The organism is Nocardioides terrae, from assembly GCF_900112345.1.
In the GTDB taxonomy this organism is placed as follows: domain Bacteria; phylum Actinomycetota; class Actinomycetes; order Propionibacteriales; family Nocardioidaceae; genus Nocardioides; species Nocardioides terrae.
Genome location: NZ_FOLB01000005.1, coordinates 17,607 through 34,088 on the forward strand (window position 1 = coordinate 17,607; position 16,482 = coordinate 34,088).

Annotated in this window: 15 protein-coding genes; 7 read left to right on the forward strand and 8 right to left on the reverse strand. The window is 69.7% G+C overall.

All coding sequences use genetic code 11. The annotated features are described in order from the left end of the window. The first annotated feature begins 433 nt into the window (after nucleotides 1–433). From BM236_RS08050 to BM236_RS08060, 3 genes are read left to right on the forward strand one after another with little or no spacing between them, the layout of a single operon-like run. Complete coding sequence (locus BM236_RS08050) at nucleotides 434–1,750, forward strand: glycosyltransferase family 4 protein (protein ID WP_175507604.1); 1,317 nt, start codon at nucleotides 434–436, stop codon at nucleotides 1,748–1,750. A 32-nt stretch (nucleotides 1,751–1,782) separates the two neighbouring features. Next, nucleotides 1,783–2,802: a glycosyltransferase gene (locus BM236_RS08055; RefSeq protein ID WP_175507605.1), complete on the forward strand. Its 1,020-nt coding sequence runs from the start codon at nucleotides 1,783–1,785 to the stop codon at nucleotides 2,800–2,802. 20 nt (nucleotides 2,803–2,822) lie between these two features. After that, the gene (locus BM236_RS08060; protein ID WP_175507606.1) at nucleotides 2,823–3,791 is read left to right on the forward strand and encodes a glycosyltransferase family 2 protein; all 969 of its coding nucleotides are present in this window, start codon (nucleotides 2,823–2,825) and stop codon (nucleotides 3,789–3,791) included. Between the two features lie 56 nt (nucleotides 3,792–3,847). Here the strand turns inward: BM236_RS08060 and BM236_RS08065 are convergent, their stop codons facing one another. The 3 genes from BM236_RS08065 to BM236_RS08075 form a co-directional block, all read right to left on the reverse strand. Continuing rightward, nucleotides 3,848–4,765 (reverse strand): glycosyltransferase family 2 protein, encoded by a 918-nt coding sequence (locus tag BM236_RS08065; RefSeq protein WP_245750229.1) that lies wholly within the window; start codon nucleotides 4,763–4,765, stop codon nucleotides 3,848–3,850. Nucleotides 4,766–4,788: 23 nt separating this feature from the next. After that, entirely contained in the window at nucleotides 4,789–6,003 is a 1,215-nt protein-coding gene (locus BM236_RS08070; RefSeq protein WP_091122310.1) for a DUF1972 domain-containing protein, read from the reverse strand. A 224-nt stretch (nucleotides 6,004–6,227) separates the two neighbouring features. Further along, nucleotides 6,228–6,926: a helix-turn-helix transcriptional regulator gene (locus BM236_RS08075; protein ID WP_091122311.1), complete on the reverse strand. Its 699-nt coding sequence runs from the start codon at nucleotides 6,924–6,926 to the stop codon at nucleotides 6,228–6,230. Between the two features lie 426 nt (nucleotides 6,927–7,352). On the opposite strand from BM236_RS08075, the gene BM236_RS08080 reads away from it, so the two are divergent. Next, nucleotides 7,353–8,063, forward strand: a complete 711-nt coding sequence (locus BM236_RS08080) for a response regulator (RefSeq protein WP_245750210.1) — start codon at nucleotides 7,353–7,355, stop codon at nucleotides 8,061–8,063. A gap of 55 nt (nucleotides 8,064–8,118) precedes the next feature. Here BM236_RS08080 and BM236_RS08085 read toward each other — a convergent pair whose 3' ends face one another. Continuing rightward, on the reverse strand, nucleotides 8,119–8,877 hold the full coding sequence (locus BM236_RS08085; protein WP_091122312.1) for a response regulator transcription factor: 759 nt from the start codon (nucleotides 8,875–8,877) through the stop codon (nucleotides 8,119–8,121). A 538-nt stretch (nucleotides 8,878–9,415) separates the two neighbouring features. On the opposite strand from BM236_RS08085, the gene BM236_RS08090 reads away from it, so the two are divergent. The 3 genes from BM236_RS08090 (at nucleotide 9,416) to BM236_RS19330 (ending at nucleotide 13,057) form a co-directional block, all read left to right on the forward strand. Continuing rightward, nucleotides 9,416–10,897 carry a sensor histidine kinase gene (locus BM236_RS08090; protein ID WP_091122315.1) on the forward strand — a complete coding sequence of 494 codons (1,482 nt, stop codon included), beginning with the start codon at nucleotides 9,416–9,418 and terminating at the stop codon, nucleotides 10,895–10,897. Beyond that, entirely contained in the window at nucleotides 10,869–11,564 is a 696-nt protein-coding gene (locus BM236_RS08095) for a response regulator (protein WP_091122316.1), read from the forward strand. Before BM236_RS08090 ends, BM236_RS08095 begins: the two co-directional genes overlap by 29 nt. A gap of 134 nt (nucleotides 11,565–11,698) precedes the next feature. Continuing rightward, complete coding sequence (locus BM236_RS19330; RefSeq protein ID WP_091122319.1) at nucleotides 11,699–13,057, forward strand: sugar transferase; 1,359 nt, start codon at nucleotides 11,699–11,701, stop codon at nucleotides 13,055–13,057. An 18-nt stretch (nucleotides 13,058–13,075) separates the two neighbouring features. Here BM236_RS19330 and BM236_RS08105 read toward each other — a convergent pair whose 3' ends face one another. From BM236_RS08105 to BM236_RS08120, 4 genes are all read right to left on the reverse strand, one after another. Continuing rightward, complete coding sequence (locus tag BM236_RS08105; protein ID WP_091122322.1) at nucleotides 13,076–13,837, reverse strand: siderophore-interacting protein; 762 nt, start codon at nucleotides 13,835–13,837, stop codon at nucleotides 13,076–13,078. A gap of 22 nt (nucleotides 13,838–13,859) precedes the next feature. After that, a complete protein-coding gene (gene pth, locus BM236_RS08110; RefSeq protein ID WP_091122325.1) occupies nucleotides 13,860–14,447 on the reverse strand; it encodes an aminoacyl-tRNA hydrolase in 588 nt (195 codons plus the stop codon). A 3-nt stretch (nucleotides 14,448–14,450) separates the two neighbouring features. Next, the gene (locus BM236_RS08115; protein ID WP_091122327.1) at nucleotides 14,451–15,107 is read right to left on the reverse strand and encodes a 50S ribosomal protein L25/general stress protein Ctc; all 657 of its coding nucleotides are present in this window, start codon (nucleotides 15,105–15,107) and stop codon (nucleotides 14,451–14,453) included. 265 nt (nucleotides 15,108–15,372) lie between these two features. Next, the gene (locus BM236_RS08120; protein WP_091122329.1) at nucleotides 15,373–16,401 is read right to left on the reverse strand and encodes a hypothetical protein; all 1,029 of its coding nucleotides are present in this window, start codon (nucleotides 16,399–16,401) and stop codon (nucleotides 15,373–15,375) included. Nucleotides 16,402–16,482: the final 81 nt, after the last annotated feature.

Sequence of the window (16,482 nt, forward strand, 5' to 3'; positions counted from 1 at the left end):
CGGGGCCGAGGTCGAGTAACCCGGCCCGATGGGGCTCGCGGTCGGCGTGGCGGCGCTCACAGGTGGCAACGGTCCCGACCCTGACACTCCGGATCGGGAGGTGCCGATCAGGCCGACGAAGACTGCCGTAACGGCTAGCACTAGTACAAGCCCCACGACAATGATCGCTGCGCGCCCACGTGCGCCGAAGCGCTCGGTGACTTCCTGATGAGGCCGCTGCGCGTTCATGTCGGTCATTGTGTGAGGACTGGAAGGACGCCCTCTGATCTGCTATTTCACACCCCTCACATTGGGTATGCGAGCGAAGTGTTCACTCCGTCGGGATGCGCGGTCTTTAACGTCGCTCTCGAACCGGTCCGGAGGTCGGCCGAACAAGCGAGATCGGTGTGATGACAGAGCAGGTCTCACCGGTCCTGGAGCAAGGGACGATCTGTTGGAGTCGACGCAGTCCACCGCCCAGACCTCCGCGCAGTCCCCCGGGATTCGGGGCTTTCGAGAAGCGCAGGTCCCGCAGACGATGCCGCCCCAGGGTCGTCTGAAGATCCTGATGGGCGCCTACCAATGTGGCCCGACCGGCGGGCCAGAGGCCGGTGCCGGCTGGGCGTTCGCTACCGCGGCAGCCGCAGAACATGACGTGTGGGTGATCTGTCGCAAGCGCTTCGTCCCGAGTATCGAGCACGAGCTCTCGACGAGGCCCGACCTCACAGCCCACCTGCGGGTCGTCCCGTTGGACCCGCCGGGGTGGGTCGTCCGCTTCCTGCGAAGGCCGTTCGACATCTACTGGTTCTACCCCTTGTGGCAGGTCCTCTTGAGCCGCACGGCCCGGCGCCTTCACAAAGAGGTCGGATTCGACGTCGCCCACCACGTGACGTTCGCAAACGACTGGATGCCCTGTGGGCTCACTGCTCTCAATGACGTCCCTCTGATCTGGGGCCCGGTCGGCGGAGCCTCGCAGGCACCGTTCTGGCGGCTGCGAGAGTGGCTGGGGGTCCGCGGAGTGGTCACCGAGCTGGTCCGAGAAACTCTTCTGCGCGTGCCACGCCGCCTCTGGGGCGATTCAGCGGCCCGACACGCTCATCTGGTCGTCGCTCAGAATGCCGAAGTCGCGCATCGCTTCCGCCGGTCGTCGAATGTGACAGTGGAACCCAACGCCGCCCTCGACCTGGCGGCGCTTCCCAACAGGTTGCCGCGAACGGGTGACGGGCGAGGTCGAACCGCAATTTTCGTCGGTCGCCTCATCCCTTTGAAGGGCGCGACGCTCGCATTGCAGGCAATCGCGCGATCGGACCTTGCCGGGTGGCACCTCGACGTCTATGGCGATGGTCCGCTGCGAGCAAGTCTTGAGGGGCAAGCGCGGCGACTTGGCGTAGCGAATCGCGTTGCCTTCCACGGGCATCGTGACCGACTTGAGGTGCTAGAGGCGATGGCCGCCGCTGACGTGATGCTCTTCCCGTCTATGCACGACCAAGCCGGATGGGCCGTCGCCGAGGCGAGCTCGATCGGGCTCCCGGTCGTGTGCCTGCCGTTGGGCGGCCCACCGGTCCTGGCTGACCAGAATGCTTTCCCTGTGTCGCTCGATGAAGACCTCGTGGGGGCTGTTTGCGCTCAGATGGTGCGTGCCGCAGCTAGCGAGGGCCAACCGCACCGGCGTTGGTCGGTTGACCGGCTACCAGCGATCGTGAAGGGCTGGTACGCGGACGCGCATTCGGTGTCGCATCAACGGGTGGAAGGTCCGACGACGGCATGGTGAATGCAGGCCGATCCGCTGGCAGCATTCGGGTGATGGAATCGCTTGGCGCGGTTCTGAGCACCACCAATCCCTACATCGTGCAGTTGATCGACTCCCTACACGAGCGGAGTGACGTCGAGATCCATCTTTTCAGCTTCCGCCGTGCGATCTTTGGTCGTTACGACGTCCTCCACATTCACTGGCCCGAGGTCACGATTGGCGGTCATCGACCCCTCGGTCGTCTGGCCCGCCGGACGCTCACCACCGCGATGGTGTTGAGACTGGCCCTAACGCGAACAGTCATCGTCCGGACGTGGCATAACACTGACCGGCCCGCTGGCCTCTCGAGATGGGACCAAGCGCTTCTCGACGCGATCGACCGGCTCACCGTTGCAGTCATCCGGCTCAACGACCACACTCCAGTGCCGCTCGACTGTCCCACCAGGACGATTCGGCACGGCCACTACCGCGACTGGTACGCCGGACACCGGGTAGCCGTTGGCCGGCACAGCCGCCGCCTTCTCTACTTCGGGCTCGTTCGAAAATACAAGGGGATCGACGGCCTGCTAAAGCTGGCCGCTGATAAACGTGATCTCGATGTCGAGTTGCGCTTCGTGGGCGCACCGTCCGACAAGGAACTCGGGGAGTTAATTCGGATGCGGGCGGCCCGTGACCACCGGATCAGCTATCTGCTGGAATATGTGGACGACGCGACACTCGCACGTGAAATCTTGCAGTCCTCCCTCGTGGTTTTGCCCTACAGAGAAATGCATAACTCAGGTGCCGTGCTTCTGGCCTTATCGCTCGACACTCCAGTTCTGGTGCCGGAGAATCCCGTGACGCGGGAATTGGCCGCGGAGGTCGGGCCGGGCTGGGTGCACATGTTCAGAGGAGACCTCACCATGCACGACATCCGCGCGGCGCTGGTGCGAGCGCAGAATCGGACCCTTAACTCACGGCCCAATCTCGACGCACGATCGTGGAGTGAGGCAGGGAAGGCCCACGCCGCCGTCTTCCGAGCGGCCCTCCGACGAGACTCGGCGGCTGAGGTGCCGAACCTGGACGCACCGTGAACACCGGGAATGAGGCCGACGTGGGCAACGACTTGCCGACCGAGGTCGGGGACCGAACTCAATTCGGCGACCTCGCCATCGTGGTGGTGAACTTTGGGCCTCCAGATTTGCTCCGCCACAACCTCGTCGATGTGGGCCGAGACCTCGACCCTGCCCAGGTGGTCGTCGTCGACAATCATTCAACCGATGACGTGCGCAGGACGGTCCAATCGCAATGTGAGGAAGAAGGATGGGCTGGCGTGTTTCCTGCGGTCAACACCGGTTACGGCACCGGCAACAACCTCGGCGCCCGGGCTGCGATTGCCCAAGGAGCGCGTTTTCTCCTATTCCTCAACCCGGATGCACGTATCGACAGGCGGTCGGTGGAAATGCTATTGGACACGACGAGGCGCGATAACTCGGCCCTAGTTGCACCGGTCATCATCTCGCCCGCCGGCATCACGACGTCGACAGGCAACATCCTGAATCTGGACACAGGCGACATGCAGTCTGCCGCTCGACCTGAGCGGCAAACCCCCAGCGCCGTCGTTCATTGGGTCACCGGGGCTTGCTTTTTAGTCAGCGTCGCGTTGTGGGAGCGGGTCGGCGGATTCGATGACGACTATTTTCTTTACTGGGAAGACGTCGACCTTTGCGCCCGGGTGGACGCCGCGGGTGGAAGGATTGTGGTCATTGCCGAGGCTACCGCCGTCCATCAAGGCGGCGCGACTCACACGACTGTCGGGGCGCGGGCGAAGTCCGCCACCTACTACTACTACAACATCCGCAACCGGCAGATCTTCGCGGCGAAGTGGCTGTCGACTGAGCGTCAGCGCAAGTGGCGGCGAAGCACAGTCCAGTCCGCCCTGCGAATCCTGCTGCGCGGTGGGCGGCGACAGTTCCTCCACCCGATCTCGCCACTAACTGCGGCTTGGAGGGGGGTATTCGACGGTCGACGACTCGCTCGCACCGTCGGCGCCAGCACATTCCACCGGTCGACGATGCAGTGACGCCTTGCTCGACCGTCAGCGTCGGAGGCGGCACCGTCGGTTTCCATCATCGCGGCTCATCCGCGAGCGACTCGCACTTTCAGCAGAACCCAACGGGGGTGCAGGAGCGCCGCGCCGAGTAGATTCAGTGCGAAGGAGATCGGACGTCTCGTCAACCAGGCGAGGCCGGCTCGGCGATATAGAAGGGCACCGCGATCTCGTCGCGCGTACATGAGCCGCTGACGCGCAGTCAACTTGCGCTCTCGGCACCACTGCTCGAAATTTACGTAGGGCTGGTTGTCCAGAACTTGCCTGTTTCGATACCAGATGTAGTTGTCCACGGCTCGCTGCGCTGACATCTTCGCGAACGACATTGACTCTGCGTGCATGCGGTAGTGAATCCCAAGCGTGGTGAGGGTCATAACGCGCCATCCGCCCAGATAGATGAGACGGTTGAACAGCTCGAGATCCTGGGCGCCATCGAAAGATGAGTCGTATAGACCGACGTCATCCAATGCAGCGCGCCGGTACATCACACACGGATGTGGGATGAGGATCGCCTTCCCGCGGGCCCTCTGCTCCTCGAACTCCTCGATGTTGATGGGTCCCGACGCGAAGCGACCGACTATGCGGCCGTCCGGACCGACGTAACGCCCGACGCTCGAGACCGCGCCTAGATCGGGCGCGTCGTCAAGGGCCGCCAGTTGCGCGGCGAATCGGCCCGGAAGTGTCACATCATCGTGCTCCGCAACTGCGACGAACTCCGGGCATCCCGGACGGGTGATCGCCTGGTTCAGTGCACGAGAGACGCCAGTCGGTGCAGGGTTGGTGAGCACTGTTACCCGTGCGTCTGCCTCGACATAGCGCTTGAGGATCGCCGCCGTCGCGTCTGTCGATCCGTCGTCCACGATCACCACTTCTGCGTCGTCTACCAGATCCTTTAGGACGCTGCGCAATGCCTCGTCGACATACTGCGAGGCGTTGTGAACTGGCATCACCACGCGGAGTCTCACCTGACTCATCGGCGCGATCCGGCTCGTATAGACCCGTCGGTGGATGTCGCTCTCGCCCTCAGCACTGCGCCGCTTGCAACCGAAGGCCGGACCGCGACGACGGTACGTCGGCGCCGTGCCGGCATGAACGCGCGGATCAGCGTCTCGTACTGGTCGGTGATCCGCTCCCACGTGAACTCGGCGGCGTGCCGGGCCCGCGCCTCGGCGGCGAGCCGGGGCGCGACGGCGGGGTCGCTGAGCACGCGGTCGAGCGCGGCGACCACACCGTTCTCGTCGGAGAAGTAGAGGGCGGCGTCGCCGGCCACCCAGCGGTTGTAGCGGTTGTCGTGGGCGATGACCGGGTTGCCGCAGCCCAGCGCCTCCACGAGCGACGGGTTGGTGCCGCCGACCTGGTGGCCGTGGAGATAGGCCACCGAGTGGAACCGCAGCGCCTCCACCGTGTCGGTGTCATAGATGGCGCCGAGGAAGACCACCTCATCGCTGGCCGCGTCCAGGACCGCCCGCTGGTAGGGGTCGGCCCGGTCGTAGTCGCCGAGGACGACGAGCTTGCGGCCCCAGGAGCGGCTCGAGAAGGCTCGGAGGACCTCGAGGATGCTGTTCTCCGGCACGGGGCGGGCGACCAGGGTGAGGAAGTCGCCCGGCGACAGCCCGCGCCGCAGCAGCGGCTCCACCGGCGCGTCGACCACGGTGGGGGCGCCGTACGCGATGGTCTTGATCTTCTCCTCCGAGACCCGCGTCGCGAGGTGACGCTTGATCTCGGGGTGGTCGGCGATGAGGTGGCTGCCGAGGTGGCAGGCGGCCCGCTCCTGGCCGTAGAGGAACACCTTCTGGCTGCCCGTCCACCGGGCCCGCTTCCACTCGATGCCGTCCATGTTGATCAGGTTCGGGATCCCGCGCGCACGCAGCAGCGCGGTCAGCATCGCGGAGTTGTAGCCGAACGTGACGCAGACGTCGCGATACCGCGCCGCGTGCCGCACCGAGAGCGTGTCGAACCAGAGCGTGCCCTTGGCCCCCGGGTAGCGGGAGGGCACGTGGACGCGCTCGATCCCCTTCCAGGTGTCCGTGCGTACGACGGCCGCGGGGTCGTCGTCCTGGCAGTAGACGACCACCCGCCAGCCCCGGTCGACCAGGCGGAGGCCGATGTTCTCGACCGCGGTCTCGAAGCCGCCGTGCGCTGCCGGCACGCCGCGGGTGCCGAGCATCCTGACCGTTCGCTCCATCGCCCGGCGCCGATCAGCGGAGCATGAGCATGGCCATGCCGCACATCACGAGTGCGACGCCCAGGACGAGCGACAGGTTCGGCCGAGGCCAGTGCTGATGGCGTAAGACGTTCATCCACTTCTCCCTCCGGCTGTCGCCCCACCCTGTGGAGCGCGCGGGACGTATCGATCGCTCGACCGGGGAGGTCACCCATAGTGGGTAGACCCCGTAACGACGGCTCGGACTAGATGGCGACGCCCTCGAGCTCCTGCATCTCCATCAGGTCGTCGAGCGCGGCGACCGCGCCGAGCTGGCTGTTGACCTGCAGCTTGCGCAGCACCGCCTTCACCTGGCTGCGCACGGTCGCCGGCGAGATCTCCAGCAGCTCGGCGATCCGGGCGACCGGGTCACCGGCGTAGAGCATGGTGAGCACCTCGTGCTCGCGCGGCGTGAGCGACTGCACCCGCTGGCCGACCACCTCGCGCCGCTCGAGCAGCGCCTCCCAGAGGCCCACCAGCCGTTCGCGCTCCGGCGCAGGCGTGGTGAGCTCACCGCGAGCGGTGACGAGGAGCGCGTCGCAGACCTCCTGGAAGCCCGTGCTGCTGGGCAGCACGAGGGTGGCGCCCGCCTCGAGGGCGGCGCCCCACATCGGCCCGTCGGGGGCTCCGGTGAGGACCACCCAGGGCACCGGCACGCGGCTCAGCAGCAGCGTCGAGGCGCGCACCCGCGTCCAGCGGTCGAGGTCGCTGATCAGCAGTCCCACGTCGGGCCCGGCCCGCGAGGGCGCTGGTCGGCGCGGCCCGGCGAGCCGCTCGCCCGGCCACCTCAGCACGGTGCTCTCGAAGCCACGGTCCGCGAGGCTCGTCCGCACTGCGTCCGCGACGAGCGCATGCTCCGAGGCGACCGCAACGCCGTACTGTCCTGCCGGCTCCGATCCGGACATTCTTGCCCCGCATCCCGTCGTGGCCTCGCGGCCGGGTTGACTCCCCCTCGATCCTCAGGGCTGTCCGGGCGCCTGAGATCGACGTCACCGCGCATGCCCCAGTTTTAGGGAGGGCTCGGATGTACGAAACGGCGTGGCTCCGACTCCTGATCCCAAAATTGGGGTAAGGCATCCGCCTCATGCGGTATGCGGCCGGTAGATGGCTACCTTCGTGTTGGGACTTGGACACAGCAGGGGAGTCGCCCTCGGGGGCGTGCAGCGGCCGCAGCGGAAGCGGGTCGCCCCACATCAGCCACAAGGGGGGCCGAAGATGTATTCGTTCAGGGCGCCGGGCACACGTGCCCACAACCGTCTCAGCCTGGGGATGACCCCGGGCTCCACCACCTTCTCGACGCGACAGCCGCAGCTCCGCGGGGAGCGCCGGGCATGACCATGACGATGCCCGTCACCCAGCCGCCATCGACCAGGGCGAAGCTGCGCATCCTCATCGTCGAGGACCACATGCTCTTCGCGGAGTCACTCGAGCTCGTCCTCTCCGTCGAGGGGTACGACGTCCGGCGCATCGCCGTTCCGGACAACTCGGGCTCACCCGGAGCGCTGCTGTCGTCGGTGGTCCGCCTCCGGCCGCGCATCGTGCTGCTCGACCTCGACCTGGGCGGCTTCGGCGACGGCGTCCGGCTGATCGCGCCGCTCGCCAAGGCCGGCATCAACGTGGTCGTCGTGACCGCGTCCGCCGACCGGGGCCGCTGGGGCGAGGCGATCAGGTACGGCGCCCGCACGGTGCTGTCCAAGGCGCAGCCGCTGAGCGGCATCCTCGCGACGGTCCGCCGGATCAACGAGGGCCTGCCGGTGCTGACCCACGAGGAGCGCGAGGACCTCCTGCGCACGTGGCACCAGCAGCGCTCGCAGCTGCAGGAGCTGATGGGCCGGCTCTCCATGCTCACCGCTCGGGAGTCGCAGGTGCTCGGTCGCCTGATGCAGGGCCGCACGGTGCACGACATCGCCGCGCTGAGCGTCGTGTCCGAGGCGACCGTGCGCACCCAGGTGAAGGCGATCCTCGCCAAGCTCGAGGTCTCCTCGCAGCTGGCGGCGGTCGGGCTCGCCCACCAGGTGGGCTGGCGGCCGCCCGCGCTCTGACGCTCGGTCGGAGACTCGATCCTGGACCGCCGGGCGACTGCCGGGCGGTCCGGGGTCAGTGGACGGCGGGCTTCGCGGGCTTGGCCGGGTCGACCGGTTCGGACGTGCGGGGCGTCGGCAGCCGATAGGCGGCCGGGCGGACCTCCATCACGTCGTCGAAGGCGGCGACCGCGGCCAGCTGGTTGTTGACGTCGAGCTTGCGCAGCACTGCCTTCACCTGGCTGCGCACCGTCGCGGGCGCCACTTCCAGCATCTCGGCGATCCGGGCGACCGAGGAGCCGGCGTACATGAGGCGCAGCACCTCGCCCTCGCGTGGCGTGAGGGTGGCAAGGCGCTCGGCCACCGCGTCGTGCCGGGCCCGCATCTCCTCCCAGGACGTCTCGAGCTCGCTGCGCTCGGCGTCGGGCATGCGCAGCTCATCGCTGACCACGAGGGTGAGCATGCTGGTGATGTGGTCCAGGCGCGTGGACCCCGGCAGGACCACCCGAGCACCGACCGACAGGATGGCGCCCCAGGCGGGCCCTCGAGGCGAGGTGGTCAGCACCGCCCATGGCACGGGGATGCGTTCGACCAGGAGCATCGCGGCCTTGATCCTCGACCAGCGGTCGAGGTCGCTGAGCAGCAGACCCACCTGCGACATCGGGGCGGGCGGCGCAGGTCGGCGTCGGGGCGCGCCGGTCTTCTCGCCGGGCCAGCGGACCACGATCACGTCGTGCCCTCGGCTGTCGAGCGCCGCGCGCACGGCCTCGGCGATCAACGCCTGGTCCGAGGCGACGAGGACGCGCAGGCTCTCCCCTGTCGGCGATGTTGCCATGCCTCACCCCGTGTCGGCCGTGTGCTGAATGCTGGCGACGGCCCCCTCCGTCTGCGCCATCGTTGCGGGAGCGCGACCATGGGGCCACCCCTCTCGCGCCGCTCACCCAGATTTGGGGATGCCCCCTCCCGGCCGCGGGAGCATGCTGGACCGGCCACCAGCCGCTCGGGAGGTAGCCGAAGAGCGGGAGGGCTGTTCGGCCAGCGCTTCCCCAGCAGTCCCCCGAGGGAAGTCCGAATCCTCTCGCGCCAGCGTCCTCTCCCCCACGGTGACGCGGGCACCGACCGGGCGGCTGGTGATCGCCTCGCTGGTCCAGACCAGCTGGGTCCACAGCACCCTCCGCCGAACGGCCTCGGACGTTCGATGACCGCTCCCTCAAATCAGGTATAGCGTCACTGTGCGTAAGGGCGGGAATCTCGGTCCCGCACTACCTTCAAGCGGTTTCTGAAGGGGTTCGGGGGTGGTGGCCACGGCCGCCCACCGACGGCTCATCGGGGAGAGACGTCGAGCACCCGTACCAGGGGACTGGGGGGCATGGATGAGCTCAGCGCGTATACCCGCGGGGACGTGGACCTGGCGGCGTACCGGCTTGGTCCTCGGCGTCGTGCTCGTTCCCGTGCTCGCGCTCAGCACGTTCGCCACGAGCGACGACCGTCTCGCCAGCACCGCGCGCTTGGGCGGCGTGATCGTCTCTCCTGCGGCGCTCGTCGCGGCGGTCGCCTGCTACGCCGCGTGGCGGGTCAACCCACGGCCGGGCCTGGCCTGGACCTCCTTCGCGATCGCCCTCCTCGGCTGTCAGGGCCTCATGCTCGCCGCCGTCCAGCTCCTCGAGTTCCCTCGACCGGTGGAGGAGCTGTGGGTGCTGGCGGCGGACGTGACGATCGTCCTGGTCGGCCTGTTCGCCCTCACGATCGGGCAGCGCACGCGGTTCCACCCCGACCCGGCAGCCGCCGGGTTCGCCCTGGGCGCGTTCGTCGCGGTGCTGCGGCTGGCCTGGCTCGACGGCAGCCCACATCTCGGCCACGACCTCCCGCACGCGCCAGTAGCCGCCGTCGCTGTCGCAGCGTTCGTGGTCGCAGCGCTCGGCATCCTGCGCACCCGCAGCATCGCGTTGTGGGCGCGGCAACGGACGGCCCTCACCATCCTGCTGATCGGCGGTGCCCACCTGGCGCTCTACCTCGGCGACAACGCAGTGGCGCACGCCGTCACCGTCGCCGGTGACACGCTCGGCGCCGCGCTCATCGTGAGCACCTCGTTGTCGTTGTTCTTCACCGAGGTGGAGGTCGACGCCGAGAACCGCAGCAACCTCAACGACGAGCTCGAGCGGGCGCAGGCGCGGATCATGGTGCACCGCGGCCAGCTCCACGAGCTGAACTCCACGATCGCGGGCATCACCTCGGCGAGCCGGCTGCTCCGGTCGGCCGACGGGATCAGCGACGAGCGCCGCGACCTCCTCGCCGACATGATCGCCTCCGAGCTCGGCCGGCTCGAACGGCTGATGTCCGAGCCCGCCGACGGCTCCGAGCCTCGCCTCGTGGACCTCGACGAGACCGTCGGCCACCTCGTCGTCTCCCACGAGGCACGCGGGCACCACGTGAGGTGGTCGCCCTCCGGAGTGAAGGTCACCGCTCAGCCCGACGCCATCTCCGAGGTCGTCAACATCCTGCTCGACAACGCCGCCAAGCACGCAGGGTCGACCGCCGAGGTGAGGGTGGAGCAGATCGGCGACACGGTCGAGATCGCCGTGCACGACGACGGCCCGGGGGTCGAGGAGTCGCTGCGCCGGCGCATCTTCGACTGGGGCGCACGCGGCACCCGCTCGACCGGCCAGGGCATCGGCCTGCACATCGCGCACGAGCTGATGCAGCGTCAGGGCGGCTACCTCGAGATCCGCGACGGCAGGTGGGGAGGCGGCGCCACGTTCGTCCTCGGGCTGCCCGCGAGCGGCCTCGAGGCCCCGCCGGGCGACCGCGACGACGCACGAGACGACGATGAGCCCCCCGCCGCAGAGCTCGCGTAGCCAGGTCCGGATCCTCATCGTCGAGGATCACGTCCTCTTCGCCGAGTCCCTCGACCTCGCCCTGTCCGTGGAGGGGTACGACGTCCGGCGGGTCGACGTGCCCGAGGACGGCAGCAACCCGGCCAGCCTGGTCACGACACTGCTGCGGCTGCGCCCGCGGATCGTGCTCCTCGACCTCGACCTCGGCGCCTTCGGCGACGGCGTGCGACTGATCTCGCCGTTGGCGAAGGCCGGCGCGAACGTCGTCGTCGTGACGGCCTCCAGCGACCGCGGCCGCTGGGGCGAGGCGTTGCGCCACGGCGCCCGCGCGACGCTGTCGAAGTCGCAGCCGCTCAACGACATCCTCGGGACCGTGCGGCGGATCAACGCCGGCCTGCCCGTGATGGGCCACGAGCAGCGCGAGGAGCTGCTCCGGGTGTGGCACGAGCAGCGCCGCGAGACCCAGGGCATCCAGGAGCGCTTCGCCCAGCTGACCGCCCGGGAGACCCAGGTGCTGGGCCACCTGATGCTGGGCCACACCGTCCACGACATCGCCGCGGCCGGGGTCGTCTCCGAGGCGACCGTCCGCACCCAGGTGAAGTCCATCCTGTCCAAGCTGCGGGTCTCCTCGCAGCTGGCCGCCGTCGGGCTGGCGCACCAGATCGGCTGGCGCCCACCACCTCTCTGAGGCCTCGTTCCTGTGAGAAGCGCGCGGCCCGAGAAGACCTGTCGGGTTCTTCCCGCATTTGCGGGAAGAGCAGTGAAGCGCCGAGTTCCTACCTTGGAGGCCGACCGGTCGAGCGACCGGCAGGAGGGGAATCCGTGGTCACCGTCTCGGCCGTGCTGGCATCGACCGGCTCCGTGGCGCGACCCCGACCCCTCGCCCACGTCCGACGTGCGGCGCTCCTACCGCTCGCCGGGCTGGCCGCCGCCCTCGCCATCGCGGCGCTGGCCGCAGCCACCGGCTGGCTCACGCCGACGGTGGCCGTCGCCGCGGCCGGGTGGCCGCTCGCGCTCCTGATCGTCGGCGGCCACCCGCCGGCGGCTGGTCCGCTCGGCCGGCACCAGCGCCGGGGCGTTCTCCGCGCGGTGGCCGCCGTCGCCCTGGTGCAGTGGCCGCTCGGCTCCAGGACCGCGCTCGACGACGAGACGCTGCTCGTCACCGTCGCCGCGCTGGCCGCCCTCACACTCGCCGGTGCCGCAGCCACCGCGACCGCTCGGCGCCGGGCCGGCGTGCTCGCCCGGACGCTGGTCGTCGGCGACCAGACCGACCTGCGCGTCGCGATGTCGCAGGTCGCGGTCTCGGCCGGTCGCGAGCTCGACGTCGTCGGGGGGTGCACGCCGGAGGAGCTGGACGTGACCCTCGACCGGCTGCGGCCCGACCTGGTCGTGGTCGTCCCCGGCCCGCGGCTCTCCGGGCGCCGCGTCCAGCGGCTGGCGTGGCAGCTCGAGAACGGCCCCGCCGGTGAGCCGGTGCCCATGCTGCTGATGACCGGCCTCGAGGACGTCTGCGTCGACCGGAGGCGGCCGCTGACGATCGGCGGTCTGGGCGTCACCGAGCTAATGCCGGCCCGCCAGGTCGGAACGCCGGGCGCCGCCAAGGTCCTCTGGGAGCGGGCAGCCGCCGCGGCCGCCCTCGTCGTCCTCGTGCCGCTGCTCCTCGGCCTGGCGCTGCTGGTCAAGCTGGACTCCCCCGGCCCCGCCCTCTTCCGGCAGACCCGCGTGGGTCGCGGCGGAGGCCACTTCACGATGCTGAAGCTGCGCACGATGACCACCGACGCCGAGGCCGTCCGCGACGACCTCAGCAACGAGATCGACGGTGCGGTGCTCTTCAAGGTGCGCCGAGACCCCCGGGTCACCCGGGTCGGCCGGATCCTGCGCCGCTACTCGCTCGACGAGCTGCCGCAGCTGATCAACGTGGTGCGCGGCGAGATGTCGCTGGTCGGCCCACGGCCCGCGCTGCCGAACGAGGTCGCCTCCTACGACCTCGACCCGCGCCGCCGCCTCGTCGTCCGCCCCGGTCTCACCGGGCTGTGGCAGGTCTCGGGCCGCTCGGACCTGTCCTGGCGCGAGTCGGTGCGGCTCGACCTCGACTACGTCGACAACTGGTCGCTGCGGCGCGACCTGGCGATCGTCAGCCGCACCCTCCACGCGGTCCTCGGTCACCGCGGCGCCTACTGAGTCGGCAGAAGCTCTCGGCTACGCGCTCTCCGCCACGGCGAGCTCGGCCTTCCACCGCCGGAACGTATCCTCGGTCCGGCCCTCGCGCCAGTAGCCGGAGATGCTCGCATCCGTGCGTGGCACCGCCCGCTCCTTCAGCAGGTAGGGCCGGATCCCGTGCATGACCGACTCGGCCTCACCGTGCACGAACGCGTGCACCCGCCCGGTCCTCCACGACAGCGCGCGCACGGCGTCCACGAGCGCGCCGCTGTCGGCGCCGTGGACCCAGCTGACCTCGACGCCCGACGGAGCGGCCAGCGGCTGCTCGTGATCGGCGTCCGGGACCTGCAGGACGGCGAACCCCACCGCGTCGCCCGGGAGCGCCGCGAGCGCGGCCCGGATCGCGGGCAGGGCCGACTGGTCGCCGGCCACGAGGTGCCAGTCAGCGGTCGGATCGGGGGCGTAGCCGCCACCCGGACCGCGCAGGCTCAGCCGGTCGCCGACCCGTGCCGACGCCGCCCAGGGTCCGGCGACGCCGTCGGTCCCGTGGACCACGAAGTCGATCGCGAGCGTGCCCTGCTCGAGGTCGGGCTCCAGCGCGGTGTAGGTCCGCACCACCTGCTCACCGTCCGGACCGGTCAGCGCGAGCTTGACGTAGCGATCGGTGAGGACGCTGTCGGCGAACCGCTCGGCGAAGGCGGCGGGGTCCTCGGCGACGAGGCGCACCCGGATCATCCCGGGCGAGAGCCGCTCGGTCCCGGTGACGAGGAGATGCGTGAGTGGTCGATCGGGGCGTGCCATGAGGTGACCCTAACCGGCCGGTTCAGGAGTTGAACCGCGACTGCGTCTTCTCCAGGCCCTCGGTGATGAGGGACTCGACGGCGTCGGCGGCGGTGTCGACCTGGAAGGGCAGGACCTTGCGCTCGGTCGCCGAGTAGTTGGTGAGCACGAAGTCGGCGACGTCCTGGCGACCCGGCGGGCGGCCGATGCCGACGCGGACGCGATAGAAGTCGCCGGTGCCGAGGCTGCCGCGGATCGACTTCAGGCCGTTGTGGCCGTTGTCGCCACCGCCGAGCTTGACCCGCATCGTGTCGAAGGGGATGTCGAGCTCGTCGTGGATGACGACGAGGCGGTCTGGCTGCACCTTGTAGAAGGTGGCCAGCGCCTTCACCGGGCCGCCGGTCTCGTTCATGTAGGTCCGCGGCCGGCCGAGGACGAGCCGAGGGCCGCCCATTCCCAGGCGGCCCTCGACGACGTCTGCGCGGCCCGTCTTGTGGCTCCGATATGAGCCGCCGATCCGCTTGGCCAGCTCGTCGTTGACGAGGTAGCCGATGTTGTGACGGTGCCCGGCGTACGCCGGCCCTGGGTTGCCCAGGCCGACGATCAGCCAGACCTCGTCAGATGTGACCACAGGTCACTCGGCCTCGGCGGCCTCGGCAGCGGCCTCGTCGGCGTCGGCCTGCGACTCCTCGTGGACGATGCCGGCCTCGGCCTCGGCGGACTCGAGCTCGGCCTCGACCTGGGCGGCGGTCGGGGCGGCGGCGACGTTGACGACCGCGGCGTCGGGGTCGGTGAGCAGGGTGACGCCCTTCGGGAGGGTGACCTCGGCGGCGGTGATGATCGTGCCGGCCTGGACGCCCTCGACCGAGACCTCGATCGACTCGGGCACGTGCGTGGCCTCCGCCTCGACGGAGAGCTCGGAGTGCTCGAGGGTCACGAGGCTGTCGGGGCCGGCCTCGCCGACGGTGAGGACCTGGATCGAGACGGTGACCTTCTCGCCGGCCTTCACGGCGACGAAGTCGATGTGCTCGATGACGCGGTGGATGTGGTCGACCTGGACCTGCTTGGTCAGGGCGAGCTGGGTCTTGCCGTCGATGCTGAGCTCGAGGAGGGCGTTCTGGCCGTGGTGCTTGAGCGCCATCATCGTCTCGTGGCCCGGCAGGGTCACGTGGATCGCGTCGGCACCGTGGCCGTAGACGACGGCGGGGATCTTGTTCTGGCGGCGGATCCGGCGGGCGGCGCCCTTGCCGAACTCGGTGCGCGTCTCGGCGGTGATCTTCTCGCTGGTCATGGGGGTGCTCCTGCGTGTCTGGTGGACTGGTCTGCGGCACCCGGCCGAGAGACTCCGACGAACACAGGACGCCGCGACCCTCAGGGCACGCGGCGTCATGGCCAGCCCTGTCGATCACGGAGTCCCTGTGTCTGTGGGGCTCCCTCGCCGAGGCAACTGAGTCAGTCTAGGACCGCCCGGGACGTACGCCGAAATCGCCGGTCCGCATCGGACCCAGAGCAGCACGATGGTCGTCCGGGCGCGCCCCCACCGACCGTCCTGCTACTCAGCGCTGCCATCCGAGCAGTCGCTGGCGGTCACGCGACGTGAGCGCTCGGCGCTGCGCGACCGTCTCGGTCCTCCTCCACCACGGTGGTGCCTCGAGGGTCCATCGCCAGCGCGATCGGTCGACGCGTGACAGCGCGTCGGTCGTCCGCGCCAGGAAGTCACGCGGATCCCGGCGATCGGCGGCCACCATCTCGACGTACTCCAGACCGGCTCGCCGGAACGCGCCCTCCCGCCGGATGTCGCTCGCGCGCCGGGCGCCGTCCAGATGCTCGGAGCCGTCGTACTCGCCGATCATGCCCACGGCCGGCGCGAAAAGGTCCGGCGTGCCGAGGTGGCGGCCGGCGAGGTCGAAGATCGGGGTGTTGCAGCGGACCTCGACCAGGCCGAGGCCGCGCCAGAGCAGTCGCATCTCCGTCTCGGTCGGCGACCAGCTGTTCTCGACCGCCAGGCCGAGGGCCTCGCGCAGCTGGCCCACGCCCACCGCCCCGGCCAGGGTGGCCGTGGTGGATCGACGCACCTCGTCGAGGGAGACGAGGTCCGCGGCTGCGGCCCGGTCAAGCACCTTCACCGCCGCGGCCAGGTCCGCGGCGAACCGGGCGGCGAACGTCACCGACCGGAGCGGTCCGGTGACGGCGAGGCCGTCGAGCACGACAGTCTCCGCGTCGGCCAGTCGCTCGGCCGAGTAGCTGATCCCCGGCTGCGCCCGGTAGCTCGTGCGTGGCACGACGAGGTGGACGGTGTCCTCGTCCAGGTACTTCGCGCCGAGCCAGCGCAGCGCCGCCCAGCCGGTGACGACGCCGACCCCGAGACTCGGCCAGGCGGCGGAGACGATCCGCTGCTCCACGGCGAGGGCCTCGTCGAGGTCGGCCGGCACGTAGGCCCCCACCGAGGTGCGCCGCCACTGGTCGGTCCGGGACTGGGCCCGGGTCGGCCCGATCAGACCGGTCGGGTCGACTGCCGAGGGCCAGACGAGGCCAGGTCGGTTCGGGGAGACCGGGATCGGCGTGGTTCGGGGGCGCCGAGACACCCCTCCAGGATCGCGGAGACGAGCGTCAGGCGTCGGGCGCTGTCCACGGGCCCGGAGAGCAGCAGGATGGTCGCTCGAGTG